Source organism: Pseudomonas sp. C11 (genome assembly GCF_034683865.1).
In the GTDB taxonomy this organism is placed as follows: domain Bacteria; phylum Pseudomonadota; class Gammaproteobacteria; order Pseudomonadales; family Pseudomonadaceae; genus Aquipseudomonas.
The window spans coordinates 648,463-675,426 of the sequence record NZ_JAWIIP010000002.1 but is presented as its reverse complement, the minus strand read 5'-3'; the positions used below and the strand labels follow the sequence as shown (position 1 = coordinate 675,426).

General features: G+C 62.1%; 23 protein-coding genes and 1 pseudogene. 11 read left to right on the top strand and 13 right to left on the bottom strand.

Going from position 1 to position 26,964, the window contains the following annotated elements:
- Positions 1-230 precede the first annotated feature (230 nt).
- On the bottom strand, positions 231-1,562 hold the full coding sequence (locus tag VC352_RS06095; protein WP_322978684.1) for an imelysin family protein: 1,332 nt from the start codon (positions 1,560-1,562) through the stop codon (positions 231-233).
- A 294-nt stretch (positions 1,563-1,856) separates the two neighbouring features.
- On the opposite strand from VC352_RS06095, the gene VC352_RS06090 reads away from it, so the two are divergent.
- Complete coding sequence (locus VC352_RS06090) at positions 1,857-2,429, top strand: LemA family protein (protein ID WP_322978683.1); 573 nt, start codon at positions 1,857-1,859, stop codon at positions 2,427-2,429.
- Position 2,430: 1 nt separating this feature from the next.
- Positions 2,431-3,336, top strand: coding sequence for a GIDE domain-containing protein (locus VC352_RS06085; protein ID WP_322978682.1), 906 nt, complete (start codon positions 2,431-2,433; stop codon positions 3,334-3,336).
- A 69-nt stretch (positions 3,337-3,405) separates the two neighbouring features.
- On the opposite strand, the gene VC352_RS06080 is transcribed toward VC352_RS06085, so the two are convergent.
- On the bottom strand, positions 3,406-5,460 hold the full coding sequence (locus tag VC352_RS06080) for a putative bifunctional diguanylate cyclase/phosphodiesterase (protein WP_322978681.1): 2,055 nt from the start codon (positions 5,458-5,460) through the stop codon (positions 3,406-3,408).
- Positions 5,461-5,715: 255 nt separating this feature from the next.
- Here VC352_RS06080 and VC352_RS06075 point away from each other — a divergent pair, with 255 nt between their 5' ends.
- The gene (locus tag VC352_RS06075; protein WP_322978680.1) at positions 5,716-7,011 is read left to right on the top strand and encodes an ammonium transporter; all 1,296 of its coding nucleotides are present in this window, start codon (positions 5,716-5,718) and stop codon (positions 7,009-7,011) included.
- A gap of 2 nt (positions 7,012-7,013) precedes the next feature.
- Positions 7,014-7,658 (top strand): hypothetical protein, encoded by a 645-nt coding sequence (locus VC352_RS06070; protein WP_322978679.1) that lies wholly within the window; start codon positions 7,014-7,016, stop codon positions 7,656-7,658.
- 66 nt (positions 7,659-7,724) lie between these two features.
- Here the strand turns inward: VC352_RS06070 and VC352_RS06065 are convergent, their stop codons facing one another.
- The 8 genes from VC352_RS06065 to VC352_RS06030 all read right to left on the bottom strand — a co-directional run bounded on the left by VC352_RS06065 (position 7,725) and on the right by VC352_RS06030 (position 16,239).
- Positions 7,725-8,306 (bottom strand): superoxide dismutase, encoded by a 582-nt coding sequence (locus VC352_RS06065; protein ID WP_003462535.1) that lies wholly within the window; start codon positions 8,304-8,306, stop codon positions 7,725-7,727.
- A gap of 233 nt (positions 8,307-8,539) precedes the next feature.
- Positions 8,540-9,871 carry a DUF58 domain-containing protein gene (locus VC352_RS06060; protein ID WP_322978678.1) on the bottom strand — a complete coding sequence of 444 codons (1,332 nt, stop codon included), beginning with the start codon at positions 9,869-9,871 and terminating at the stop codon, positions 8,540-8,542.
- The gene (locus VC352_RS06055) at positions 9,868-10,908 is read right to left on the bottom strand and encodes a MoxR family ATPase (RefSeq protein WP_322978677.1); all 1,041 of its coding nucleotides are present in this window, start codon (positions 10,906-10,908) and stop codon (positions 9,868-9,870) included. Before VC352_RS06055 ends, VC352_RS06060 begins: the two co-directional genes overlap by 4 nt.
- Positions 10,905-12,086: a DUF4350 domain-containing protein gene (locus VC352_RS06050; RefSeq protein WP_322978676.1), complete on the bottom strand. Its 1,182-nt coding sequence runs from the start codon at positions 12,084-12,086 to the stop codon at positions 10,905-10,907. The genes VC352_RS06055 and VC352_RS06050 overlap by 4 nt, the downstream gene beginning before the upstream one ends.
- The gene (locus VC352_RS06045) at positions 12,083-13,654 is read right to left on the bottom strand and encodes a DUF4129 domain-containing protein (RefSeq protein WP_322978675.1); all 1,572 of its coding nucleotides are present in this window, start codon (positions 13,652-13,654) and stop codon (positions 12,083-12,085) included. The genes VC352_RS06050 and VC352_RS06045 overlap by 4 nt, the downstream gene beginning before the upstream one ends.
- A complete protein-coding gene (locus VC352_RS06040) occupies positions 13,641-14,621 on the bottom strand; it encodes a stage II sporulation protein M (protein ID WP_322978674.1) in 981 nt (326 codons plus the stop codon). The genes VC352_RS06045 and VC352_RS06040 overlap by 14 nt, the downstream gene beginning before the upstream one ends.
- Entirely contained in the window at positions 14,618-15,343 is a 726-nt protein-coding gene (locus VC352_RS06035; protein WP_322978673.1) for an RDD family protein, read from the bottom strand. Before VC352_RS06035 ends, VC352_RS06040 begins: the two co-directional genes overlap by 4 nt.
- An 86-nt stretch (positions 15,344-15,429) precedes the next feature.
- The gene (locus VC352_RS06030; RefSeq protein ID WP_322978672.1) at positions 15,430-16,239 is read right to left on the bottom strand and encodes a hypothetical protein; all 810 of its coding nucleotides are present in this window, start codon (positions 16,237-16,239) and stop codon (positions 15,430-15,432) included.
- Positions 16,240-16,398: 159 nt separating this feature from the next.
- Between VC352_RS06030 and sbcB the strand changes: the two genes are divergently transcribed.
- Complete coding sequence (sbcB, locus tag VC352_RS06025; RefSeq protein WP_322978671.1) at positions 16,399-17,835, top strand: exodeoxyribonuclease I; 1,437 nt, start codon at positions 16,399-16,401, stop codon at positions 17,833-17,835.
- 181 nt (positions 17,836-18,016) lie between these two features.
- On the opposite strand, the gene mvaT is transcribed toward sbcB, so the two are convergent.
- Positions 18,017-18,388 carry a histone-like nucleoid-structuring protein MvaT gene (mvaT, locus tag VC352_RS06020; RefSeq protein ID WP_322978670.1) on the bottom strand — a complete coding sequence of 124 codons (372 nt, stop codon included), beginning with the start codon at positions 18,386-18,388 and terminating at the stop codon, positions 18,017-18,019.
- Between the two features lie 498 nt (positions 18,389-18,886).
- On the opposite strand from mvaT, the gene purU reads away from it, so the two are divergent.
- Genes purU through VC352_RS06005 form a run of 3 tightly spaced genes read left to right on the top strand, consistent with a single transcriptional unit; the run spans position 18,887 to position 20,411 of the window.
- Entirely contained in the window at positions 18,887-19,738 is an 852-nt protein-coding gene (purU, locus tag VC352_RS06015; RefSeq protein WP_322978669.1) for a formyltetrahydrofolate deformylase, read from the top strand.
- A 47-nt stretch (positions 19,739-19,785) separates the two neighbouring features.
- The gene (locus VC352_RS06010) at positions 19,786-20,211 is read left to right on the top strand and encodes a CBS domain-containing protein (RefSeq protein ID WP_322978668.1); all 426 of its coding nucleotides are present in this window, start codon (positions 19,786-19,788) and stop codon (positions 20,209-20,211) included.
- Positions 20,212-20,225: 14 nt separating this feature from the next.
- A complete protein-coding gene (locus tag VC352_RS06005; protein WP_322978667.1) occupies positions 20,226-20,411 on the top strand; it encodes a hypothetical protein in 186 nt (61 codons plus the stop codon).
- A gap of 26 nt (positions 20,412-20,437) precedes the next feature.
- Here the strand turns inward: VC352_RS06005 and VC352_RS25335 are convergent, their stop codons facing one another.
- Complete coding sequence (locus VC352_RS25335; RefSeq protein WP_416340100.1) at positions 20,438-21,202, bottom strand: methyl-accepting chemotaxis protein; 765 nt, start codon at positions 21,200-21,202, stop codon at positions 20,438-20,440.
- A 90-nt stretch (positions 21,203-21,292) separates the two neighbouring features.
- Positions 21,293-22,315 (bottom strand): annotated as a pseudogene (locus tag VC352_RS25330) (cache domain-containing protein); the annotation flags it as partial.
- A gap of 148 nt (positions 22,316-22,463) precedes the next feature.
- Between VC352_RS25330 and VC352_RS05995 the strand changes: the two are divergent.
- The 3 genes from VC352_RS05995 to VC352_RS05985 all read left to right on the top strand — a co-directional run bounded on the left by VC352_RS05995 (position 22,464) and on the right by VC352_RS05985 (position 26,964).
- Positions 22,464-23,951, top strand: coding sequence for a helicase HerA-like domain-containing protein (locus VC352_RS05995; protein WP_322978665.1), 1,488 nt, complete (start codon positions 22,464-22,466; stop codon positions 23,949-23,951).
- A gap of 116 nt (positions 23,952-24,067) precedes the next feature.
- Positions 24,068-26,143: a type VI secretion system tip protein VgrG gene (locus VC352_RS05990; protein WP_322978664.1), complete on the top strand. Its 2,076-nt coding sequence runs from the start codon at positions 24,068-24,070 to the stop codon at positions 26,141-26,143.
- Positions 26,128-26,964 carry a DUF4123 domain-containing protein gene (locus VC352_RS05985; protein WP_322978663.1) on the top strand — a complete coding sequence of 279 codons (837 nt, stop codon included), beginning with the start codon at positions 26,128-26,130 and terminating at the stop codon, positions 26,962-26,964. Before VC352_RS05990 ends, VC352_RS05985 begins: the two co-directional genes overlap by 16 nt.

The following is a 26,964-nucleotide window of genomic DNA, read 5'->3' as shown; positions in this document are numbered from 1 at the left end:
CCATCCTCAATGCGATGCTCCGTGATCAGGCTCATTTCAGGCCTCAAGTGACTTGACGCTGGACACGGTTGCTCGCCCGGGAGGGCGAAACCCAAGACATCACCGAAATGCCGATAAGTAGCTTTAACACCGAAACCAGCACACAAACTCGCCAGTCCGGCACCCCCATCACCCACAAAAAAAACGGCCCGCCCCCAAGAGGACGAGCCGTTGCGTCACGCGCGGATCGATCAGAACTCGTGATCAGCGGTATCCGGGTTCAGGTCGGCGATGCCGAGCTTACCCGAAGCCTGCTCGATGGCGCCGGTCTGCTTGACCAGCGCAGCGATGGCGCCACGTACCAGAGCCTGGCCCTCAGGGTTGTCAGCCGCGATCAGTTGATCGAAATGCACATTGTCCTTCTCGGCGCTGTCGACCAGCTTCTGCAGCTCGGCCTGGGTGGCGTCGAGGTCGGCCTTCAGGGTGGTGTCGGCCTGGGCATCAATCTTGGCCACCAGCTCCGACAGGCTTGGGCCGGTCAGGGTGCTGCCGTCGACCTTCTTGTACTCACCCAAGTAGACGTTGCGGATGCCCAGGCCGTTGTAGAAGTGCGAGTTGTGGGTGTTGTCGCTGAAGCAGTCATGCTCGTCTTCGGTGGAGTTGGCTTCCAGCGCGACCTTCATGCGCTCGCCAGCCAGCTCGCCGAGGGACAGGCTGCCCATGCCGAACAGCATCTTGCGCAGGCCGTTTTCGGCCGGCTCGCTGACCAGTTGGCTGCGATAGTTGCCTTCGACGCCGGCTTTCCACTGCTCGACCATGTCGTTGAGGTCTTTGACCAGCAGGTCGGTAGCGGCTTTCAGGTAAGCGCGGCGGCGGTCGTTGTGGCCACCGGTGGCGCCTTCACCGACCAGGTAATCGGTGTACGGACGGTTGCCGGCGCCCGGCTTGGTGCCGTTGAGATCCTGGCCCCAGAGCAGGAATTCGATGGCGTGGTAGCCGGTGGCAACGTTGGCTTCGGAGCCGCCCAGCTCGTTCAGGCTGGCCAGCAGATCACCGGTGATGTTGCTGACGTCGATCTTGTCTTCGCCGACCTGGATCTCGGTGTTGGCGATGATGTTGGCTTGCGCACCCGGGTTGCCCAGCGCGTGCTGGTAATCGGGGGCGACGTAGTCGATCAGGCCTTCGTCCAGCGGCCAGGAGTTGAGTTGGCCTTCCCAGTCGTCGACCACCGGGTTGCCGAAGCGGAACACTTCGCTCTGCATGTAGGGCACGCGCGCGGCCAGCCAGGCCTGGCGAGCAGCCTTCAGGGTTTCTTCGCTGGGGTTGGCGAGCAGGGCGTCGATGGCGCCTTGCAGGGCCTTGCCGGTGCTGGCGGCGTCGCTGAACACGGCCAGGGCCAGATCCGCGTAATGGTTCACCACGGCCTTGGCTGCGGCTTCGTCGACCTTGCTGGCGATCGGTGCGGCGCTTTCGCTGGCTGCTGGCGCGGCAGCCTGGGTGGCGGGTGCTTTGTCGTCACCGCATCCGGCGAGGGAGATGGCGATGGCCAGCAAGCTGGCAGAAGCCAGGGGCATACGAATCATGGCGAAGTCCTTTGCAGAGCTGAATGTGAAGGCACCGGGTAACCAGGGGGCAAAACGCTCGTGTTGCGACGGCTCGGAAAAGGCGTGATGAGTACGCGCCTGGAGAGTCGCAGTGGAGTGCTTTGCCGGCAGGCACCCGAGATGTACCTGAAAAACCGCGACATAATGCAAATGTTTCGCATTATGTGTAAAGGCCAATTTATGCCTGAGCTGTGCGAGATATCGCTGTCGCTGCGCAACTGCGCCGCTAGAATGCCAGCATCTCAGTCGCCGCCCACCCCATGGAGAGAATCGATGAGCCTGACTGCCGTGATCCTGATCGTTGTTATCGTCCTGCTGGGCGCCTATGCAGTTTCCCTCTACAACGGCCTGGTTCGCCTCAAGCATGGCGTGAGCAAGGCTTGGTCGAATATCGACGTGCTGCTCAAGCAACGGCACGACGAACTGCCCAAGCTGGTGGAGACCTGCAAGCAGTACATGCAGTACGAAGGCGCCACTCTGGAACGGGTGATCGCCGCACGCAGCGCCGTGGCCAGTGCTCGTGAACAGCAGGATGTGGGTGCCCTGGGCAAGGCCGAGAGCGGTCTGCGCGCCGGCCTTGGGCAGCTCTTCGCGCTGGCCGAAAACTACCCGCAGCTCAAGGCCAACGACAGCTTTCAGCACCTGCAGCAGCGCATCACCGGTTTGGAAAACGGCATCGCCGACCGCCGTGAGCTGTACAACGAGGCGGTGAACCTTAACAACGTGCGCATCGAGCAGTTCCCGGATGTGCTCCTGGCGCGCATGTTCAACTTCCCGGCTGCCGAGTTGCTGGTGTTCAGCGAGGCGGAAAAAGCCGACGTCGACCTCAAGTCGCTGTTCAACTGATATGCAGCAGGCCGATCCAATGGGCTTCTTCGTGGCCCTTGGCTTTGCCCTGGCTGCCTGTCTGGGCGGTGCCTGGTGGTGCCTGCGGCGCTGGTCGCAGGCGCGTCATCTGCTCGATACACCCACCTCGAAGATCCGTTCGGCAGCGCAGGGCTATGTCGAGCTGTACGGCGTGCTGCACGCGCTGCCGGACGTCGACATACGCGGCCCGCTGACCGGCAAGCCCTGCCTGTGGTGGCGCTTCCGTATCGAGGAGTACCAGTCCGACGACAAGAAGAGCAGTTGGCGAGTGATCGACAGCGGCAGCAGCGAGGCTTGGCTGCGTCTGAGCGATGGCACTGGCGAATGCCTGATCGATCCGCGCGGTGCCGAGGTACGCCCGGTTGTGCGCGAGTCCTGGGAGGGCAACCTGCGCCACCCGCTGGGGCCGGCCAAGACGGGTTTTCTCGGCTTTCTCACCAGCGGCCAGCGCTACCGCTATGTCGAGGAGCGCCTGCATGCCGACCAGCCGCTGTATGCCATCGGTGATTTCCGCACCCATGGCGCCGCGCAGCAGGGCTTCGACCTGCCAGCAGCGCAGAGTGCGGTGATCCGTGAGTGGAAGGGCGATTTCACCGGCCTGCTGCAGCGCTTCGACAGTGATGGCAATGGCCAGTTGGACGAGCGCGAGTGGGAGCGTGTACGCCTTGCCGCACAGCTCGAAGCCGAGGATCGACAGCGACTGCGTGCTCAGGAACCGCCTCGCAATCAGATGGCCAGGCCGCGTGAGGCGCAGCCGTTTATTCTGTCCAATGCCGGGGAGGACGAGCTGGCACGCAGTTTCTACTGGCAGGCGGCCGGCGGCGCCGCGCTGTGCCTGGCTGGCGCCTTGGCTACAGCCTGGTTGCTGGGTGTGCAGAACTGGTGAGCTGTGGCCAGGCTCCGAACGAAAACGCCGCGATCATCGCGGCGTTTTCATTTGGGCTCGGTGTAGTGGTCAGAGCGTGGCGGCTGAACTCAGGCGGCGGGATTGCTTGAGGAACAGGGTCAGTTCGCGCGCAGGCAGCGGTTTGCTGTACAGGTAGCCCTGACCTTCATGGCAGCCCTGGGCGATGATGTAGGCCTCCTGCTCAGCGGTCTCCACGCCTTCGGCGATGACCTGCATGCCCAGGCTCTTGCCGAGCTGGATGATGGCGCGAACGATGGTGGCGTCGTCCTCGTCCTCCAGCAGATCCTGGACGAAGCTCTTGTCGATCTTGATTTTGTCCAGCGGCAGGCTCTTCAGATAACTCAGTGAGGAGTAACCGGTGCCGAAGTCGTCGATGGCGATCAGCGCGCCGGAGCGGCGCAGGCTGAGCAGGTGTTGAGCGGCGGTGCTGATGTCTTCCATCAGGCCGGTCTCGGTAACTTCCAGCTCCAGGCTCTTGGCCGGCAGGCGGTAGACCTGCATGAGATTGTTGACCACCCGTGGCAGCTCGGAGTGGTGCAACTGCACGGTGGACAGGTTGATGGCCATGCGCAGGTCGCTGAAGCCCTGATCGTGCCACTCGCGCAGTTGGCGGCAGGTCTGATCCAGCACCCAATCGCCAATGGGAATGATGGTGCCGTTCTGCTCGGCCAGGGGGATGAACAGATCCGGTGGAACGAAGCCGTGCTGCGGATGCTGCCAGCGCAGCAGCGCTTCGACACCGACCACACGGTGATCGCGATAGTCCACCTGCGGCTGATAGACCAGGTGCAACTGGTTTTGCGCCAGGGCGTCGCGCAGATCCTTCTCCAGCTCACGGCGGCGGCGCATCTCGCTGTCGACGCTGGCGATGTAGAACTGGTAGCGGTTGCGCGAGCGGCTCTTGGCCAGGGTCATGGTCTGCTCGGCTTTCTGCAGCAGCTTCTCGGTGCTGTCGCCGTCTTCGGGGAACAGGGTGATGCCGATGGTGGCGCGCAGGCGTACTTCCTGCTGGTCGAGCTGGAAGGGCTGCTCCAGGTCGTCCAGCACGCTCTGCGCCAGCTCGGCGGCCTCGTAGGGCTGCTCGATATCGGCTTGCACCAGGGCGAACTGGTCGCCGCCGAGGCGCGCCAGGGCGCCCAGGCGGCCGCTGTGGCTACGCAGACGGTCGGAGAGGGCGAGCAGCAACTGGTCGCCGCTCTGGTAGCTGAACTGCTCGTTGATGCCCTTGAAGTCATCGAGGCCGACGCAGAGTACGGCGACGCGTCGCTGCAGGCGGCCGGCATCCTCGAGAATCTGGTCGAGTTGCTGCTGCAGTTGCTGGCGGTTGGGCAGCCCGGTGAGGAAGTCGTACTGGGCCATGCGCAGCAGGCTGTTTTCCGCTTCGCGGCGCAGGGTGGTATTGCGTTCGATGGACGCGAGCAACTGGTTGGCGGTGTTGATCCACAGCCCCAGTTCGTTGTTTTCGTTGCCGGCGAGCATGGGCAGCTTGTGCTCGCTGGGGCGATCCGGGTTGATGTGGGTGAGGTGCTCGATGATCTTCGACAGGGGTTTGGTCAGCAGCCAGTGGTAGACCAGATAGAGCACCAGGCCCATGGCCATGGCACGGAGCACGCCGGAAATGAAGATGATGACCGAATTGGTCACGAAGCTTTCGCCGTACGCGGCGGTGTCGAGAACGATGTTGAGGTCGCCGTAATACTCGCTGTAGGGGCCGCGACCGACCAGCTTGGTGGAGAACTGCTGTTCCTGGCCGAGGATCGGGTCTGTCAGCCAGCGGGTGGGAATCTGCGCCAGGTCGCGCGAACGTTCGGCCAGCATGGGCTCGTTGGGATGACCGATGGAGGCATAACGCACCGATTCGTGCTGAAACAGGCCTTCGATCACCTGCATGCCCATTTCCCGATCCAGGCTGTACACCGCCTGGGTCGACGGATCGCGGAACATGCCGAGGATACGCTGAGCATCATTGGCAACCGCTTGCCGCGTCTTGTAGGCGTCGAAGACGATTTGCGCACAGCTGAGCACCACCCCGACCACCAGTGCCGAAAGCAGCACCACGCGGAGCAACTTGAGTGACAAGCTGTTCTTCAATTCCAGCTTCAAATGCAATTCCTTGTGTCGGGTGCTACAGCGTCATCAGACGAGAGTATTGGCAATCTCGCTCTGGCCGTCAAAGGGCCAGCATGGCTGGTGGCACTTTTCCTTACCGAAGGGCGAGCCTGGTGCATGACCAGCGGCTCGTACGCTGGCCTTGCTCTGTGTCGGTGCGTTTGGCCCGGACTTGAGCGGCTTTTCATCGAAATGAGTAGTGGCACAAGAGTTGCGACTGATGGCACATCGACCATCGGGGGACTCGGGATGAAAACGCTCTGGCTGTTGCTCGTCGCTGTCTGCTTCGCCCCTCAGGCCCACGCGGCCACTGACGAGGCGGTGAATACTGCCTGGCTGGTGCTGGCCAGTGTGCTGGTGTTCCTCATGCAGGCGGGTTTTGCCTTGCTGGAAAGCGGCATGTCACGGGCCAAGAATGCCGTCAACGTGATGATGAAGAACTACATGGATTGTTGCGTGGGCGGGGTCGTCTTCTGGTTGCTGGGTTTTGGCTTGATGTTCGGCGCCAACCTAACCGGCTGGTATGGCATGAGCCATTTCGCCCTGCATGATGGCGAGCCCTGGGACTACACCTTCCTGCTCTTTCAGATGATGTTCGCAGCCACGGCGGCAACCATCGCCAGTGGTGCCATGGCCGAGCGCACCCACTATTGGGCCTATCTGGCCGGTGCGGTGGTGATCAGCGGTTTGATCTACCCGATATTCGGCAGTTGGGTATGGAGTGGCCTGTATGGCGGCCAGGGTTGGCTGGCCAAGCTGGGCTTCATCGACTTCGCCGGCTCTACCGTGGTGCACAGTGTCGGCGCCTGGTGTGCGTTGGCTGGCATCCTGTTGCTTGGCCCGCGACTGGGGCGTTACGGCAGCGATGGCCAGGCACGGCTGATTCCCGGGCACAATCTGGGCATGGTCGCGCTGGGTGGCTTCCTGCTCTGGTTCGGTTGGTTCGGCTTCAATGCCGGAAGCAATCTGGCAGTCAGCAGTTCGCTGGGGCTGATCGCCCTCAATACCCATCTGGCAGCGCTCTGCGGTGCCATCGGTGCGTTGGTCGCGCAACGCAGCACTGCCAGCCCGGTGCTGCTGACCAGCACGGTCAATGGCTCCATCGGCGGGCTGGTAGGGATCACGGCTGGTTGTGCCAGCATGGCGCCGGGCTATGCCGCACTCACCGGGTTGATCGCAGGCTTCGTGGTGATCTACGGCATGCGCCTGCTCGACCGGCTGCGTATCGACGACGTGGTAGGCGCGGTACCGGTGCACGGTTTCGCCGGCATATGGGGCACCTTGGCAGCGGGGCTTTTCTACCAGGGCGACCTGTTCAACTGGTCGCGTGTGGCGGTACAGGCGCTGGGAGCGGCAGCGGCTTTTCTCTGGGCCTTTCCGCTGGCCTTGCTGTTCTACCTGTTGCTGGCCAAGACCGTCGGTCTGCGCGTCTCCGCCCAGCACGAACAACGGGGCCTGGACTTCGCCGAACACGCCGAGGTGGGCTACCCGGAATTCAACCTGATGCAGACCTTCGACAGCGAACAATGGTCGAGGAGGGGCTGAGGATGAGATTGAACCTGCGTCGTCGCGCCATCTATACCGGCCTGGCCGGGCATTTTTCCGAGGAGGAGTTATGGCCGTTGCTGGCCTTGTGGGAGAACAAGTATTCAGACAAACCGCCCTTCGCCCTCAACGAATTTCTCGCCGAGGTGGTGCTGCGCACCGAGCGCAAGCTGGAACGGGCGCGCTTGTACCGCGAGCTGGTCGGCGCCTTGACGGGCTCGCCCGACAACCTGTTACCAGACCCAGAGATGCAACTGGCTGCCTGGCGCCAGGGGCGTAATGAGGCCGTGCGTAGCGTTGCCAGCCCTGATGCGGCGGCGCAGACAACCTTCCTGGCGCTCAACCAGGCCTTGCTGGCGCAGATGGACAGCTCGCAACAACAGGCGTTGCGTGGGTTCGCCGCAGGTAATCTCGCTGGCATGCAGGTGAGTGCTGAGCTGAGCCTGCGACTGCGTGCCTGGCTGGAGCAGGGGGCGCTCGATGGCATCGAGAGTCTGGGTATCGAGCAACTGCGCAAACTGCTCAACCTGCTCTATATCGGGTTGTGCGAGTTCTTCGGGCCGGTGCGTGCCGATCGCCTGCTGAGTCAGGCGGTGAGCCGGGTGGAGGAACAGGGCTTGGCCTGTTCTGCTCGGCGCTTGTTGTGAGCGTTTAGCGAGCGCGAAAACGAAGAACCCGGCCGAAGCCGGGTTCCTGTATTACGGGGCGCTGAATCAGGCCGCGTAGTTCTGGGCAACGAAGTCCCAGTTGACCAGGTTCCAGAACGCCTCGACGTACTTCGGACGCAGGTTGCGGTAGTCGATGTAGTAGGCGTGTTCCCAGACGTCGCAGGTCAGCAGCGGAGTGTCGCCGCTGGTCAGCGGGCAGCCGGCGCCGATGGTGCTGGCCAGGGCCAGGGAACCGTCAGCTTTCTTCACCAGCCAGCCCCAGCCGGAACCGAAGGTGCCGATGGAAACCTTGCTGAACTCTTCCTTGAACTTGTCGAAGGAACCGAAGGCAGCGTTGATGGCATCAGCCAGGGCGCCGGTCGGTTGGCCACCGCCGTTCGGCGACAGGCAGTTCCAGTAGAAGGTGTGGTTCCACACCTGAGCGGCGTTGTTGAAGATGCCGCCCGAGGAGGTCTTGACGATCTCTTCCAGGCTCTTGCCTTCGAACTCGGTGCCCGGCACCAGGTTGTTCAGGTTCACGACGTAGGTGTTGTGGTGCTTGTCGTGGTGGAATTCCAGGGTCTCGGCGGAAATGTGCGGCTCGAGAGCGTTCTTTTCGTAAGGCAGCGGCGGCAATTCAAAAGCCATGGTCTATCTCCTACTCAGGTCGTGTGCGGTATGCGCATGAGGCCGATCACGGGCGGCCCTGACGGCAGGCTGGGATCAGCCTGCGAGCGGCGTGGAGTTTGTACCCCTTGCGCCACAGACTCGGGATCATAGCACCCAGCATCGGCCATAACCACGCAGCATCTGTGTGGGAAAGCCGGTGCCAGGGCCTCTGCGTCAATGCCTTCGACCACCGCGGGCGCCAGGGGTTGCCCTTAAAGTGCGCCGGCTTTCTTCCAGGCCAGGTAGCTGCTGACCAGTTCCGGCCCAAGCTCGCCGGGCCGTGCATCGAGCACCGGTACGTCATGGGCGGCCAGACGCTCATGCAATCCGGCGCGGGCGTTGAGATAGTCCAGGGTGCCGCAGTAGGCCAGCGCCTGCTCGAACTGTTCCACCGGTTCCTGACGCAGGCGGTCGAGTACTTCTTCGCGCAGGCTGGCGATCAGCACACGGTGCTGGCGCGACAGGCGTTTCACTGCCGCGAGCAGATCCTGATCATCCTCATCGCGCAGGTTGGTCACCAGCACCACCAGGGCGCGGCGCCGCTGGCGGGCGAGGAGCAGATCGGCGGCGGCGCTGAAGTCGGCGGGCTGCTGGCTGGTCTCCAGGTCGTATACGGCGCCCAGCAGGGTGTTGAGCTGGGCCTGACCCTTGACCGGTGCCAAATAGCGCTGGTGATTGCCGGCGAAGGTCGCCAGGCCCACCGCGTCGCCCTGGCGCAGGGCCACGTAGCTGAGCAGCAGGCAGGCGTTGAGGGCGTGATCGAAGTGCGACAGCTCGTCGTCCTGGCTGCGCATGCGCCGGCCGCAGTCGAGCAGGAAGACGATCTGCTGGTCGCGCTCGTCCTGGTACTCGCGGGCGATCGGCGTGCGCTTGCGCGCGGTGGCCTTCCAGTCGATCTGGCGCAGGGTATCGCCGTCGCGAAACTCGCGCAGTTGGTGGAACTCCAGGCCCAAACCACGACGCGGACGCTGGCGCACGCCCAACTGGCTGAGCCAGTCGTCCACAGCCTTCAGTTGGGCGCCATAGAGGCGGGCGAAGTCGGGGAAGACGCGGCTCTCACCCGGCACATCGAGCAGGCGACGGCCTTGCCACAGACGCAACGGGCTGGGCAGCAAGAGTTCGCAGCGGTCGAAAGCGAAATGCCCGCGTTGCTGCGGTTTGAGGCGATAGCTCAACTGCGTCTGCTGGCCGGGGTGCAGGTCGACGCGCAGCGGCATGCCCTCGAACGCCATGCCGGCCGGCACATGATCGAACAGCTCGATCTGCGCCGCGTTGGCGAAGCCGTGATGCACCTGTAACTGCACGTCGCTCCAGCGGCCCAGCGGCAGATTACCCGGCAGCGTGCGTTGCACCCTGGGTGTGGGCAAACGGCGCAGCCACAGGGCATCCATCAGCGCGATCAGTGCCAGCGCACAGAGCACGGCCCAGCCCAGCATGTCCAGGCTGGCCGGCAATTTCACCCCCAGCAGTGGTAGCGCGCCGAGCAGTACGGCGGCTGTCAGCAGTGTGCCGAGCAGGGCGAGGAGCAGGCGCGAGGGCTTCATAGACGCGGTGCCGGCACCTGGTCGAGCAGTTGTTGCAACACTTGATCTACTGACAGGCCTTCAATGTCCAATTCGGGCGCCAGGCGCACGCGATGGCGCAACACGGCCAGGGCGCAGCCCTTGATGTCGTCGGGTAGCACGAAGTCGCCGCCGCGCAGCAGGGCACGGGCGCGGGCGCCACGTACCAGGGCGATCGAGGCACGTGGCCCGGCGCCCATGGCCAGGCCCGGCCAGGTGCGTGTGGCACGGGCCAGGCGCACGGCGTAGTCGAGCACCTGTTCGTCGATGGGCAGGTCGCTGGCGATCTTCTGCAGGGCCAGCACGTCCTTGGCTTGCAGCAGGGTGCGCAGCGGGCTGACTTCGAGCATGTCGGCCTTGGCCGAGCGGGTCACCTGACGCACCATGCTCAGCTCTTCGTCCTGCTCCGGGTAATCCATGCGCAGCTTGAGCATGAAACGGTCGAGCTCGGCTTCCGGCAGCGGATAGGTGCCTTCCTGCTCGATGGGGTTCTGCGTGGCCAGCACCATGAAGGGCAGCGGTACGGCCAGAGCGCGACCTTCCAGGGTCACCTGACGCTCCTGCATCACCTCCAGCAGGGCCGCCTGGGTCTTGGCCGGGGCGCGGTTGATCTCGTCAGCCAGCAGCAGGTTGGTGAAGATCGGCCCCTTGCGCAGCTTGAACTGCTCGCTCTGCAGGTCGTACACGGCATGGCCGGTGATGTCGCTGGGCATCAGATCCGGGGTGAACTGGATGCGCGCGAACTCGCCGCCGAAGCAACGGGCCAGGGCGCGCACCAGCAGGGTCTTGCCCAGGCCGGGGACGCCTTCGACCAGAACGTGGCCGCCCGCGATGAGTGCCGTGAGTACATCGTCGATCACCGCGCACTGGCCGATCACCGCCTTGCGCAATTCGCTGCGCAGCGCCTGGGCCAGCGCGCTGGCACGCTGGCGTTGTTGCAGTTGCGGGTTGGCAGGTGCGGCCGTCGCTGCATCGGAAGCCGGCAGGGTTTCGGTTTCAGGCGTCTGTTCGCTCGTCATAGGGCATTCCTGAGGGTTTGCAGGTGGGCGACCTGGCGGGTGAAGTCACTGGCGGATAGGCGCTGCTTGGGCAGCGGGCGCATGGCTTGGCTGATACTGCGCGATGGCAGGCGCGTGAGGCGACCCAGCACCTGCCACTGTTCGGCGACGCCGAGTTTTTCGAAGCCGGGGTAGCGCCGTCGGGCACGGCGCTTGATGTCCTGTTGCAGGATTTGCAGCAGGCTGTGCTGGCCGCGGCGGCGTAGCAGGAAGTCGGCACTGGCGCGCAGGTGCTCCTCCAGTTGCCGGCGAGCGCGGCTGGCCGGGGCGAGCAGCGGGCCATGGCGCATGCCGGCATGCCACAGCGCGGCGGCGAGCAGCAGCACCAGCACCACCAGCGCCAGCGGGAAGTTGCGCAGCAACTGGCTGAACAGGTTGTCCTGGTCGGCGCGATAGAGCAGGGTCACGGCGCTGTCCTGGCTGAGGTACCAGAGCAGCCAGGCGTGGTCGTACTCACCGATGCGGGTGTTCTGCCAGATCCACGGATCGCTGAGCACGGTCACCAGCCCTTCGCCGTGGTAGAGCTGCAGCAGATGGGTGGCCTTGGCGCTGTTGGCCCAGGCGTGGGCGCGGTTCTGCGCATCGAACAGGTGGTAGTCGGTATCGAAGGCGATGTAGGCCGGTGCGTCTTCGTTCTGCAGGTAGAGCTTGGTCAGATCCGGGTAGTCGTCTTCGGCCTTCGTTTCGCCGGGCTCGCCTTCGGCTTCTTCTTCCTCGAGGTCGTCGCTCATGTACTGCTCGATGCCGAGCAGGTCGAGGAGGATGTCGCCGCTCTTGCCTTCCTCTTCGTCCCAGAGGCGTTCGGCGATCAGCAGCAGGTGGCCGCCGTTGGCCGTCCACTGCAGCAGATGTTCGGCTTGGCGTGGCGTCATGTTGCCGCGGTCGGCCAGGAGCATCAGGGTCTGGCCCTGGCTGGGCAGCTTGTCCAGCACGTCCAAGCCGTCGACTTGCTGCACGCTGAGCCCGCGCTGGCGCAGGAAATGTTCGGCGGCCAGATAGGGATTGGCAGCCACTTCCGGTGCAGGGCCGTGTTCGACGGTTTCCTGATAAGGCTGCAGATTCTGCATGAGATAGATGGCGGACAGGCCAACGAGCAGCAGCACGACCATGGCGGTGAAGAAGCCGGCGCGACGACTCATGGGCGAGCCTCCAGACCGAACAGCTCGCGCCAGCCCTGGCAGAGGGCCTGAGCCTGTTCCGTAGACGGCTGGCGATGACCATAGGCGAGCGCCTGCCAGTGCTGAGTGAGCTGCTCGCTGTAGCCTTGCAGATTCTGATGATTCAGGTTTTGCACCAGGCGCAGCACCTCACCCTCGGTGTGCGAGGCCTTGAGGGCGAGTCGATGGTCGTAGAGCAGGCGGCTGAGCAGTGCGCGGTAAAGCAGGCCAAGCGCGGCGCGCGGGTCACTGCCCCAGAGCCGTTGCGCTTCGCTGGCGACATCCTCCGGCAGGCTCTCCGGGGCGACTTCCAGGCCGAACATCTGCGTGGGCACCACGATGCGCCGGCGTTTCTTCGGCAGGCCAAGACGCTCACCGAAGGTCTGCAGCCAGTCGCGATAACGCCAGAGGATGTACACCAGCAGGGCAAACAGGCTTCCCCAGAGCAACACTTCGAAGATTTGCGCGAGGGTGTCCAGGCCTTTCAACAACTGGCCGAGTTTTTCCAGCGCTTCGAAAAAGCCCTTGCCGTCTTCTTTTTCAGTGGGTTCTTCGGCCTTTTTGTCATCGCCCAGGCGCCAGCGGGTGACACTTTCGCGATGCTGGAAGGGCGGTTCATCGAGCAGTTTGCTGATGCTGTCGTGTGCGGCCTGGCTGGTCAGCGGCTGTTTCAGCAGGCGCGGTGCTTCGGGGCCGTGCGGATCGATCTGGGCTGCGGGCGCTGCGTCATCGGCCCAAGCCGTCGTAGCCGGTTGGCCCAGGAGCAGGGCGCAGCCCAGGAGTAGGGCGTAGGCGGTTCCGATCAGGCGTTGACGCAGGCGGCGGAATACCAGCTCGATATCCCAGGCTTCCAACGCAGTACGACGGTTGAGGTACAGGGTGAAGCCGCAGGCGACGTAGACCGGCTCCCAGACGATCAGCAGCAGGGCATAGCCGGCATTGGACAGGTGTTCCAGCCACAGCCATTCCCCGCTGTCGGGGGTGATCAGGCTTTGCCAGCTCCAGTTCAGCTCGATCTGCTGCGGCAGCATCAGGTAGAAGAGCGCGCTGAGGCCGAGCATGAGCGCGGTTTCCAGGTGCACGCCGACGACGGTGAGCCAGGTCGCCGCGCCACTGTCGCGTTGTCCGAGCACTACCAGGCGCTGGCTGCGTGCCTGGCCGGATAGCCCTTCGAGCTGCAGCACCGGCAGATCGAAGCTGCGCGTTAGGCTCAGTCGGCGCCAGGTCAGGCTGGCCAGCAGTTGAGGTTTGAGCAACTTGGGCCAGGCTTTCACGGCCTGCCTGAGCGTCGGCGTGTTGCCGAACAATGCGTGCGAAAGGATGTACAGCGGCAGGCGCTCGTAGGCAGGCTTCAACCACCAGAAGAGGAACATCGCCCAGCCTGGGTACTGCCAGAGCACTGCGCAGAGCAGGGCGAAGATCGGCAGGGTGACCAGCGCCCAACTGGCCATGAGCAGGCCAGCATGCCGCTGCGCCATGAGTACGCCCAGATCGAGCGCCTCCCAGGCGCTGCGCGGGCGAATGGCGAGGCTGGCTTCAGTCAGGCGCATGCGACCTCCGTCCGGCCAGGGTCAGGTAGCCCAGCACCAGGGCCCAGAGGCAGGCACCGACGATGTATTTGACCTGCGGCGTGGCCACCGTGGTGGATGACCAGAAGGCTTCGATAAAGGCGGCAATCAGCAGGAACAGGATGACCCCGGCGACCAGTTGCACGGCCTTGCTGGCCGCCTGGCGCAGGGCCTCTCCTCGGCGCAGGCGGCCGGGAGCGAGCAGGGCCCAGCCCAACTTGAGCCCGGCAGCACCGGCCAGGGCGATGGCGGTCAGCTCGAAGGCGCCATGGCCGACGACGAATGACCAGAAGGTTTCGCTGTAACCGATGCGGGTCAGATGGCCGGCCACGGCGCCGATCATCAGGCCGTTGAAGAGCAGGAAGAACAGGCTGCCGAGGCCCAGCAGCAGGCCGCTGGCGAAGGTCTGAAAGGCGATGCCGATGTTGTTCATGATGTAGAAGCCGAACATCATCCAGTCGTCGCCGGAGCCGCGCTCGCCGAAGCGACCGATGCGACGGGCATCTGGATCGTACATGCGCTCCATCTCGCTGACCTGATCGGGACTGACCAGGCCGTAGATCAGTTCGGGGAACAGGTAGGTGAGCAGCCCCATCAATGCCAGGCTGCCGAAGAACAACAGGCTGGCGCTGCAGACGAAGCGCCATTCGCTGCGCACCAGGCGTGGAAAACCACCGAAGACGAAGCGCACCAACTGGGCGCCGATATGGCTGCGATGGCGATAGAACTGCTGGTGGCCGCGCATGGCCATCTGTTGCAACTGGTCGATCAGATGGCTGCTGTAGCCACGGGCCTGGGCCAATGCGAGATGCTGGCAAATCTGTCGATAATCGGCGGCGAAATCCTTGCAAGCTTCTGCCTGTGCCTTACCTTTTTCGAGTGCGTCGAGTTGTTGGGCAAAACTGTCCCATTCGTTTTGATGACGGTTCTCGAACAGGCTCTGCTTCATGGTGGGGTTCCCAGCAGGCCGCGGGCGATGCCGTTGAGGCGCGTCTCGGCCTGCTCTGGCGGAACCTGCAGCGGCTCGGCAAGCAGGCTGGCCAGCTCGGCACGGCGCGCAGCGGAAAGCTGCGCACCGCGTTCGGCGAAGCCAAGCAGCGCGCGCTGTTCGGTCAGCGTCAGGGCAAAGGGCGCAGGCAGCGGTTCGGCGTCCGGCAGGTTGGGCCGGGTCGGAGCTGCATCGCGGTAGACCACCAGCGTTCCTGCGGCGATATCGCCGAGGCGTTTGAACGCCGGGTGATTGAGGCAACTGAGGATGCCCAGGGTATAACCGAACGGCAGCAGATCGACGAAGCGCAGCAGATTACGCGTCAGCGACGCCGCCCAGCCCACGGGCGTACCGTCATCGTGTACCACACGCAGACCGAGCATCTGCTTGCCCGGAGAGCGCCCCTGGTTGAGTACCTCGAACAGCACCATGTACCACCAGGTCACGACAAACAGCAGGATGGTACCCAGGCCCATGCCGAACTGCCCAAGCAGGCCGAGGATCAGGTACGCCACGCCGAGAATCAGACCGCGGATGGCCAGGTCGATGGCGAATGCCAGCGCGCGAGGTACCAGGCTGGCCGGGCGTAGATGCAGATCGATGCCCTCTGGCGTTTCCACGTCATAGTGGGTGTCCAGGGCCGTGACAGCGGCAGCAGGGCTGGAGCGGGTAGGTGAAGGCATCGGCAGTCTGTATGGACGAAAGCCCGATGCTAGCGAGCAGCGGGACACAAACGCAACCGGGCCGAAGATCGGCCCGGTTGCAGAAGTCAAACTGCCGGAGCTGGCAGAACACCGAAAATGCGGTTGTACAGTTCACCAATCATCACGATGAACATGGGCATGGTCCAGATCAGGCCTATGCCGAATGGCAGTGCGCTGATGACCAGCAGGATGCCCATGCTCAGCATCAGGAAGAACACCTTGAACCAGTGACGGTTGATGGCTTTGCAGGACACCACGATCGCTTGCCAGGCCGACAGCTTGCGCTCGACCACCAGTGGAATAGTCAGCAGCAGTGCAACTTGCAAATAGATGCCGGGAAGAATCAGCAGCATGTAGCCGATGTTGGTCGCAATCACTATCAACAGACCGGCTGCGAACAGTGGCAAGGTACGACCGAAGTGACTGAATATTTCCGCGAAGCGCAGGGGCTGGCCTGCTGCCTGGCGAATGCCGATCATGTTGAGGCCAGCCAGGAAGGGGTACATCAGTGCCACGACCGCGACCGAACTGATCAAGATGAAGCCGAGCAGGCCGAAGGCGCCGGCCACGGCCATCCCGCCATCAGAGCCGCTCAGGGCGCCGAGGCCGATAAAGCCGATACCAAAGATCATGGCGACGATATATAGGACGATTTGTGCCATGAACAGCGCGCCCATCATGACCAGAAAACCACCCCAGATCAGACCTTTGGTGCCACTGGTCTTGCGCCAGGCAGTTGCGAGCAGATCGCCGATGGAGAAGTCGTAACCGCGAGCCAGTGCAAGGCGCGGGTCGGCGCTGATTTCATTGCTGGCAGTGGGGTTGAGATCGCTGCTGGGGGCAGAGTACGGATTGAGTACGCTGGTCTCACTCACGGTTGCGTCCTTGTAGGGAGTGGTTGGAAGCGGCATCGTAGTGACTTAACGGACGACCCTCAATGGCTGTTTGCAGGCGTTTCCCGCGCTGAGCGCTCGTTCACGTTTCTTGGCGGTCGCCCCTGTTCAAGGCGTCGCCTTCGTTCAAAGGAATCCGTTTTGAGTCAAAGCATCTTCTGGTACGACTACGAAACCACCGGTATCAACCCGCGCTGTGACCGCCCGATCCAGGTGGCCGGTATCCGCACCGACGAGGCGCTCAACGAGATCGCTGAGCCGCTGAATCTCTATTGCCGCCTGAGTGACGATATCCTGCCGCATCCGGCTGCCTGCCTGGTAACCGGCATCGAGCCACAGCGTTTGGCTCAGCTAGGGCTCGATGAAGGCGCGTTCATCACCCGGGTGCACGCTGAACTGTCGCTACCGGGTACCTGTGGTGCCGGTTACAACACCTTGCGCTTCGATGACGAGGTCACGCGTTACAGCTTCTACCGCAATTTCTTCGATCCCTATGCACGTGAGTGGCAGGGTGGCAACAGCCGCTGGGATCTGATCGATCTGGTGCGTACCGCCTATGCGTTACGCCCGGAAGGCGTCGAATGGCCGCAGGAAGATGGGCGCGTAACGTTGAAGCTGGAAAGGCTGACCCAGGCCAACGGCATCGACCATGGACAGGCGCACGATGCGCTTTCCGATGTGCGCGCCACCATCGGCTTGGCGCGGCTGCTGCGTGAGCGCCAGCCACGGCTCTATGACTTCCTCTACCAGTTGCGCAGCAAGCAGCGCGTGCTCGACCAGATTCGCCTGTTGCAACCGGTTCTGCATATCTCCGGACGCTTCTCGGCGGCGCGCCATTACCTCGCGCCTGTCCTGCCGCTGGCCTGGCATCCGCGTAACCGCAATGCACTGATCGTCATCGATCTGCAGGCCGATCCATCGCCGCTGTTCGATCTGGACGCCGACACCCTGCGTAGCCGCCTGTATACCCGCCGTGACCAGTTGGCTGAAGGCGAGATGCCCGTGCCGCTGAAGTTGCTGCACATCAACCGCTGCCCGGTGGTCGCGCCCCTCTCCGTTCTGCGTGAGCAGGATCGTCTGCGCCTGGGATTGGATTTGCAGCAATGCGAGCAGCATGCTGCGCTTTTGCGTGATAACCCAGGCGCCTGGCAGGACAAGTTGTCCGTTATCTACAAGGAAGAAGAATTCGCGGGAAGTGCCGATCCCGAGCAGCAGTTGTACGACGGATTCATTGGTGATCGTGACCGCCGTTTATGCGAACAGGTCAGGCGCGCAGAGCCCGTTGATTTAGGCAGCGGGCAATTCCCGTTCGATGACCCACGCTTGCCCGAATTGTTGTTCCGCTATCGTGCGCGTAACTTTCCAGGCAGTCTGTCGGCCGATGAGCAGCAGCGCTGGTTCGACTTTTGTCGGCAGCGCCTTAGCCAGCCTGAATGGGGCGCGCCCAATACCCTGGCACAGTTCAGGGAGGCACTGGAAAAGTTACGAAGCGAATGTTCACCAGCGCAGGTGCAACTTCTTGCGCAATGGCTGAGTCATGCGCAGGTACTGGAACTTCGTTACGGCCTGAATGATTAAGCGATTTTGATACGAGCGTGCACAAAGAAGGGGCGGCAAGACTGAGCGAAAAGATGACCGTTCGGTCTGCGCCATCTGCCTCTATGGCTGTCAGCGTATTGGCGTTGCGCCAAATTTCAGCAAGAAAAATACGGAAATAAAAAACGCCAGCTTGGCTGGCGTTTTGGCTGAAGCGATTGAATCAACCCAGCAGGGTTGCCCAACCTTCTACGGTGTCAGCGCCCCACTTGGCTTTCCACTCTTTCAGCGTTTTGTGGTTGCCGCCTTTGGTCTCGATGACTTCGCCGGTGTTCGGGTTCTTGTACTGCTTGACCTTGCGGGCACGCTTGGCGACAGGCTTGGCTGCGCGCGGAGCCTTGCCGACTTTGGCTTCCGGGTCGAGCAGGGCAATGATGTCGCGCAGCGACTTCTGGTATTCACCCATCAGGGTGCGCAGCTTGCCTTCGAATTCCAGTTCTTTTTTCAGCTTGTCGTCTTGCGACAGGTTTTTCAGGCGCTCTTGCAGTTCCTTGATGGCTTCTTCGGTAGCGCGGTATTCGTTGATCAGCGACATGGAATTTACCTTGATATCGGGTGTGTACAGCGGACAGTGGGGTAATAGTAGTCAGGCGTTAATAACAAGTAAACAGCGGGCCACAAAACTTTCTCTGCTGCACTGCAACTGATTGTATCGGTCAGCCTGGTAATAATTGGTCGAGTATTGCGGATGTGGAAAGTTCCGCAGGGTGCCAGCGCTGTCCTTTAGCGCGTGGGAATCACAGGCTATGGCGGGGTGCCGGGGTGATGGCGCGGCTGGCAGTTTCGCGGCATTAATCGAAGTGTCGGTGTGGCATTAAACCGTTTGCACTGATGCTATTAGCTCGAAACCGGGTCTGGGCAACACGGATGAAACCGTAGTTGTGTGGAGCTGAAATAATTGGCGTTCCCGATCATCGATGCCGGTGCTGCCCTGATTGCAACTCATCGCTGTCGGGATGGGCGTCGCTCGACGGTTTTTCCGCGAGCCCCTAGAATGGCGCACTTTTGCGCTGTTACCCAGGGTCAATACTTCATGCGTACATTCAGATTGGTCATTTCCTGCCCGGACCGTGTCGGTATCGTTGCCAAAGTCAGTAACTTCCTGGCCACCTACAACGGTTGGATCACGGAGGCTAGCCATCACTCCGATACCCAGACTGGCTGGTTCTTCATGCGTCACGAAATTCGCGCTGATTCGTTGCCGTTCGATCTGGATGGCTTCAAGCAGGCCTTCGCTCCCATCGCTCGTGAGTTTTCCATGGCGTGGCGCATCACCGATTCGGCGCAGAAGAAGCGCGTGGTGCTGATGGCCAGCCGTGAATCGCATTGCCTGGCCGACCTGCTGCATCGTTGGCACAGCAATGAGCTGGATTGCGAGATCCCTTGCGTGATCGCCAACCACGACGATCTGCGCAGCATGGTCGAGTGGCACGGCATTCCGTACTTCCATGTACCGGTCGACCCGAAGGACAAGGCACCGGCTTTCGCCGAGGTGGAGCGTCTGGTCAAGGAGCATCAGGCCGACGTCATCGTCCTGGCGCGCTACATGCAGATTCTGCCGCCGGCGCTGTGCGCCGAGTATTCGCAGCGGGTGATCAACATTCACCACAGCTTCCTGCCGTCTTTCGTGGGCGCCAAGCCCTATCACCAGGCCTCGCTGCGTGGCGTGAAGCTGATCGGCGCCACCTCGCACTATGTCACCGAAGAGCTGGATGCCGGCCCGATCATCGAGCAGGACGTGGTGCGCGTGACCCATCGTGACGATATCGAAGAGATGGTGCGCCTCGGCAAGGACGTGGAGAAGATGGTGCTGGCCCGTGGGCTACGCTATCACTTGGAAGACCGGGTTCTGGTGCACGACAACAAGACGGTGGTATTCGACTGATCCTGTTGTCGGTGGCCGAGCCCATTCATCGTGGAGGAGGCCGCCCCATGCTCAAATCCATCAAGGTGCGCGACTACATGACGCGCCACCTGGTGACCTTCAGGTCGGATACTGATCTGTTCACCGCCATCAACCGCCTGCTGGAGCACCGTATTTCCGGTGCTCCAGTGGTGGATTCCCAGGGCCACCTGATCGGCATGCTGTCGGAGGGTGATTGCCTGCGCGGTATTCTCTCCGGCGCCTATTACGAGGCGACGGGTGGTTGCGTCAGCACCTACATGACCACCGATGTCGAGGCGATCAGCCCGGATACCGATGTCATCGAGCTGTCCCAGCGCTTTCTCAGCGGGCGGCGTGGCCGTCTGCCGGTGATCGAGGATGGTCGTCTGGTCGGGCAGGTCAGTCGTCATGACGTGTTGCGCGCGGTGAAGGAGTTCGCCCAGCATGATCCGGGACGATTGCTATCCAACTGAGAGGAGGCTGGCGCATGAACGATCCATTGGACAAGGCGACCTCCAAGGCGCCGCCGACCCTGGGCGAGGGCTGTGTGCGGCGCTACGACCCGGAGGCCTTGAGCGAAGAAGACGGCACCGACTTTCCGCAGGCCGCCGAACTCTGGCGACAGCTGCAGGATGAGCAGGCTGTCGATGCTGATGACAGGAAGGAATCCTGAAGGGCACTCACATGCCCTTCGTGGTTTCAGATGCGGAAGCTGTCGACCAGGTGCTTTAGGCGTTCGGCCTGATGCTCCAGATCGCCACAGGCTCGCAGCGTCGCTTGCAGGTTTTCCACGCCCTCCTGGTTGAGCGTGTTGATCTCGGTGATGTCCATATTCAGCGACTCGATCACCGAGGTCTGCTCCTCAGTCGCTGTTGCCACGGACTGGTTCATGCCGTCGATCTCGCCGATGCGCGCGGTCACTGTACCTAGCCGCTCGCCGGCCTGATTGGCGATCTGCACGCTGTTTTCGCTGTAGCGCTGGCTCTCGGTCATGGTGCTGACCGACTCGCGTGAGCCGACCTGCAACTCCTCGATCATCTTCTCGATTTCCTGAGCCGACTCCTGGGTGCGGTGCGCCAGACTACGTACCTCGTCGGCGACCACGGCAAAACCGCGGCCGGCTTCGCCCGCGCGCGCAGCTTCGATAGCCGCGTTGAGGGCAAGCAGGTTGGTCTGCTGGGAAATGCTCTTGATCACTTCGAGTATCTGGCCGATATCCACTGTTTTGCTGTTGAGCTGTTCGATCTTTGCGCAGGCATCGCTGATCTTTTGCGACAGCTCACTCATCGAGGCAATGGCCTGTTGCACCACGTGGCCACCATCCTCGGCCTCATGCCGGGCATCGGAGGCCTGCGCCGAGGCATCAGCCGCATTGCGGGCAATCTCCTGGGCGGCCGCGCCGAGCTGATTGATTGCCGCCGCCACGCTGTTGGTACGGCTGGCTTGCTCGTCGGAATTGAGCATGGATGAGTTGGAGGCGCTCACCACGCGCTTGGCGACTTCGTTCAGCTGGCCGGTGGTCGAGGCCACTTCGCGGATGGAGGCGTGAATGCGTTCGACGAAGCGGTTGAAGGAATTGGCCAGCGCGCCGAACTCATCCTGGCTCTGGATCGCCAGCCGTTTGGTCAGGTCGCCTTCGCCCTGGGCGATGTCTTCCATGGCCTTGCCCATGGCTGTCAGCGGCTGCATCAGCACGCGGATCAGCAGTCCGAGCAAGGCGATGATCAGCACCACGGCAATGCTCATGGCGATGATGGCCGAGGTGCGAAATTCGCTGAGCATGCTGTAGGCCTTGTTCTTGTCGATCGACAGACCGACGTACCACTGTACCGAGGGCAGGCCCTTGATCGGGGCGAAGGTGAGGATGCGCGTCTGGCCATCCTGCTCCACTTCGCTGAAGTTGCTGCTGATCGGCGGTGTGTCGCGGGGGTAGAGATCCGCGAGGCTCTTCATCACCAGGTTCTTGTCCGGATGCACCAGGATCTTGCCGTCATTGCTCACCAGAAAGGCATAACCCATGCCGTCGAAATCCAGCGCATTGATGATGTTCACCAGGGTCTGCAGATTGAGATCGCCACCGACCACGCCGACTGCCGGCACCGGCGTGGCGATGGTCATGATCGGCACGTTGGTGGCTGCATCGATATAGGGTTCGGTCAGTGTCGTGCCACCGGCTGCTTGGGCGTCCTTGTACCAAGGGCGGGCGCGCGGGTCGTAGCCGTCCGGCATCTTCTCGTCTGGGCGCATGGTGAAGGCACCTTGTGCCGTACCCAGGTAGATGAAGGCGAAGGTATTGGCCAGTGCCTTCTGCTCGAGCAGCTTGATCACATGATCGGGGCTGCTGTCGCCGGCGAAGGCCTGGGCGACGGTCTCGACCAGCAGAATGCGTCCATCCAGCCAGTTCTGGATATTGTTTGCAGTGACATCGCCCATTTCCCGCAGGTAGTTCTGCAGGTCGTCGCGTATCGCGTTGCGTTGCAGGTAGTCGTTGTAGAGGGTGAACAGGGAGAAAGCCGCAATCACCACCAGTGAGGCGGCAATCAGGATCTTATGGCTGAAACGCAGGGACTTGGCCATGGTCGTGCCTCCGGTTGACGGCTGGGGGTGTCCGTAAACCGGCAACAGCCGGATTGCGGAAGCCTGCCAGACCAAGCGAAGATCGTTCGCCGGTCTGACGTCCGTGTCGGCATATCTGCAGTAAAGCGCTAACTCAGAGGATGGCAAGATGCCTGCAAGTTCCCAGTTCATCATCGGTGCCGACGCTCAGGGGCAACCCGTTGGTCAGCCACTGCGCCTGGCCAATCGTCATGGTCTGATTGCCGGTGCGACCGGCACCGGCAAGACCGTGACCCTGCAGCGGTTGATCGAAACCTTCAGCGATGCCGGCGTCGCCGTGTTCGCCGCCGACGTCAAGGGCGATCTCTGTGGGCTGGGCGCCGCTGGCATGCCACAGGGCAAGGTGGCTGAACGCATCGCCAGCATGCCCTGGCTGGAACATCGGCCGCAGGCCTACCCGCTGACGCTGTGGGACGTGCATGGCATCAGCGGTCACCCGCTGCGCACCACGCTCAGCGAGATGGGGCCATTGTTGCTCGGCGCATTGCTCGAACTCACCGACAGCCAGCAGGCGGCGATCTATGCCGCGTTCAAGGTGGCGGATCGTGAGGGGCTGTTGCTGCTCGACCTGAAGGATCTCAAGGCCTTGCTCGGTTACCTCAAGGACAACCCGCAGGCGTTGGGAGAAGATGCGGCGCTGTTCACCTCGACATCGGCCCAGGCACTCTTGCGTCGCCTGGCGGGGCTGGAGCAGCAGGGCGCTGAAGCGCTGTTCGGCGAGCCGGCGCTGCAGCTCGAAGACCTGCTACATCCGGATCGTGATGGCCGTGGACGTGTGCATCTGCTCGATGCCAGCCGTCTGGTGCACGAGGCGCCGAAAGTCTATGCGACCTTCCTGCTCTGGCTGCTGGCCGAACTCTTCGAGCAGTTGCCGGAGCGTGGTGATGCCGACAAACCGGTGCTGGCTCTGTTCTTCGACGAAGCGCACCTGCTCTTTCAGGGCACGCCGAAGGCCTTGCAGGAGCGGCTGGAGCAAGTGGTGCGGCTGATTCGCTCCAAGGGCGTGGGCGTGTATTTCGTCACCCAGTCGCCCAGCGACCTGCCGGACGATGTGCTGGCGCAGTTGGGCCTGCGTATCCAGCACGGCTTGCGCGCCTTCACCACCAAGGAACAGAAGGCGCTGCGCGCCGTGGCCGACGGCTTTCGTCCCAATCCTGCCTTCGACAGCCTCGCCGTGCTGACCGAGCTGGGTATCGGCGAGGCCCTGGTGGGCACTCTGGAAGAAAAGGGCACACCGGCCATGGTGCAGCGCGTGGCCATCGCGCCGCCGCAGTCGCGCATTGGCCCTCTGAGTGAGGCTGAACGCAGTGCGCTGGTGCGCCAATCGCCGTTGGCCGGGCGCTACGACAAGCCGATCGACCGAGAGTCGGCGTATGAGTTGCTGAATGCGCGGGCGGCCAAGGCGGCCGATAGCGCCGCTTCTGACAAGTCCGGCAAACCAACAGACGAACCCGGTCTGGGCCAGATGGCGGGCGAATTTCTTGGAGGCATCGCCGGGCAGGCTCTCAAATCAGCAGTACGCCAGGCCGCCAATCAGTTGGGGCGCCAACTGGTACGCGGCCTGATGGGCTCGCTGCTAGGCAGCAAAAGGCGCTGAATGAAGCGGTCTCCATTTGTTGAACGGGCGCATAGTATGGGAATGCCATTATTGAACCGACGCGCGTCGTCCGGCACCCTTCAGGCTTCGCCCAACTCATGGATGGAGACCTCGGCATGCTGGATGCCAATCAGGCGCATATCACCCTCACCATCCCCGCCGTCGAAACCGATCTCCAGGTGCTCGCGTTCACCGGCCGGGAAATGCTCAACAAACCCTATCGGTTCGATATCGAGCTGGTCAGCCCGCGGGCGGATCTCGACCTCAACGAACTGATCAACCAGACCGCGTACCTGGCCTTCGGCCCGAGCGGCAAAGGTGTGCACGGCGTCATCTACGGCGTCGAGCAGGGCGACTCCGGCAAGCGCCTGACCCGCTACCGTATCGACTTGCGCCCGACCCTGGCCTATCTCGGCCACAGCTTCGACCAGCGCATCTTCCAGAATCTGACCGCGCCGCAGATCATCGCCGCCGTACTGGAAGAACACGGCCTGCTCGACGGCACCGACTACCGCATGCAGTTCGGCCCCTACGTCTACCCCGAGCGCATCTACTGCACCCAATACGACGAGAGCGACCTGCGCTTCATCCAGCGCCTGTGCGAAGAGGAGGGTATCAGCTTCCACTTCCAGCACAGCGAAGACGGTCATGTCGTGGTGTTCGGCGACGACGCCAGCGTTTTCCCCAAGCTCGATCCGCTCAACTACCAGCAAGGCAGTGGCCTCTCGGCCGACCACGAAGTGGTACGCGCCTTCGGCGTGCGCCTGGAAACCCGCAGCAGCCAGGCCAGTTGGCGCGACTATGACTTCGAACAGCCCAAGCTGCAGATGGCAGCCGACTACAGCAGCGAGTTCACGCCGGCGCTGGAGGTCTACGACTACCCCGGGCGCTTCACCGACCGCACCCGCGGCAAGCATCTGGCCAAGCGCAGCCTGGAACGCCTGCGCAGTGACTACGAACTGGCCGAAGGCAACAGCGACGCCTATCTGATCTGCGGCCACTTCCTCGCCCTGGCCGGCCACCCCCGCCAGCAGTGGAACGACCTCTGGCTGCTCAATGAAGTGATCCACGAAGGCAAGCAGCCGCAGGTGCTGGAAGAGTCGGTCACCAGCAACGCCAAACCGGGTGACGGCTTCCAGCAAGGCTATCGCAACCGTTTCACCGCCACGCCCTGGGACATCCCTTACCGCCCGGCACTGGAACACCTCAAACCCAAAGTGCTCGGCAGCCAGACCGCCGTGGTCACCGGCCCTGCCGGTGAAGAAATCCACTGCGACCAGTACGGCCGGGTGAAGGTGCAATTTCACTGGGATCGCGATGGCCTGGGCAATGACACCACCAGTTGCTGGCTGCGCGTGGCCTCCAACTGGGCGGGCAAAGCCTATGGCGGCGTGGCCATTCCTCGCGTCGGCATGGAGGTGCTGGTCACCTTCCTCGAAGGCGACCCTGACCAACCGCTGGTCACCGGCTGCCTGTACCACGCCGAACATGTGGTGCCCTACGACCTGCCGGCGAACAAGACCCGCAGCGTGTTCAAGACCCTCAGCAGCCCAGGCGGTGGCGGTTACAACGAATTTCGCATCGAAGACCGCAAGGGCGCCGAGCAGATCTATATCCACGCCCAGCGCGACTGGGACGAAAACATCGAACACGACCAGAAGATCCGCATCGGCAACGAGCGCCACGACACGGTCGAGGCCAACACCTACACCGAACTCAAGGCCGAAGAACACCGCACCACCGACCTCGACCGCAAGGTGGAAGTACGCGCCAACGACCACCTCACCGTCGCCACCACCCAGCACAACAAGATCGGTACCGGCCTATTCATCGAAGCGGGCAACGAAATTCATTACAACGCTGGCAGCAAAGTCGTCATCGACGCGGGAATGGAACTCACCGCAGCTGGCGGCGGCAGCTTCGTCAAACTCGACCCCAGCGGCGTAACCATCAGCGGCGCGACGATCAAGATGAACACGGGCGGGGCGCCGGGTAGTGGTTCGGGGTTGAAAATACTGGCGCCGGTGATTCCGTGGGCGGCGGATCAGGATAAGGCGGGGCACCTAACAATGCCAATTGCCCCTAATGTCTTTGTCCGCAGCTCGCATCAAACACAACCATTCGTACCTCGTTGCGGTAAGCAGGCGAACGGTAATTGTAGTAGAGGGGATTGCCCATGTCTTTATGGCTAATGAGTCTCCCTGAAAATTCGCAGATCAAAAAAACATCAGAAAATGACTGGGCTGATTCTTACTTTATAATTGATCAGGTAATTAGACCGGATGCTTTAGAAAGGCTGTATCAAGTTAGCGGAAGAGTTACAGCAAGGCGATTGTTTGTAGGTACTGATTATGCAGGGTTAAGTGATGTTGGCCCCGTGTGGATCGCGCTGAATGGCTGCCAGGAGGCAGGCCTTCTTGCTGCGACTATGTGTCAGGAGTCATTGGCAGGTATCGCAGTTTCTACTAAGTGTTCAGAAGACTCTGCAGTTGCACAAGCCCAGTATCTTTTGACTATGTATTGCGATGGCTATGGTGAAAGCCTGTGCCGCTATTATGATCCTCGACTTTGGCATGCACTTGCTACCACGCTGAAAAATACGGAGCGTTTGATGGGAGGATGGAGTGAGGTTTTAGCTCCATTTATTACGTCTGAAGAAGAGCCAAAAGTAGCGTGGCTCACCTATAAAAATGTAAAGTTTCAGGCTGCTTTGAATGAAGCTGATTTCTTGGCGGTTGGCAATGAAACTCTGCTGCAGCATAAGAGGGTTCGTTGGTATTTTTGGCTTATCCAGAACTCAAAGCTACTTCGCTATCAGCTAAATCCTGACATATTACAAATTTCTATCGATAATCTGCAGCTTCTGGTTAGTTGCGGTATTCACGAATCTCGTCATTTGCGTCAAGTACTGCCTTTACTGTCTGATCAAAACTTGGCTGAAGATGGCGAGGCAATGATGGTTTTACGAAGCAATCTGAGTGCTGCGCAAAAGATAAAGTCTTTGGAGAAATAA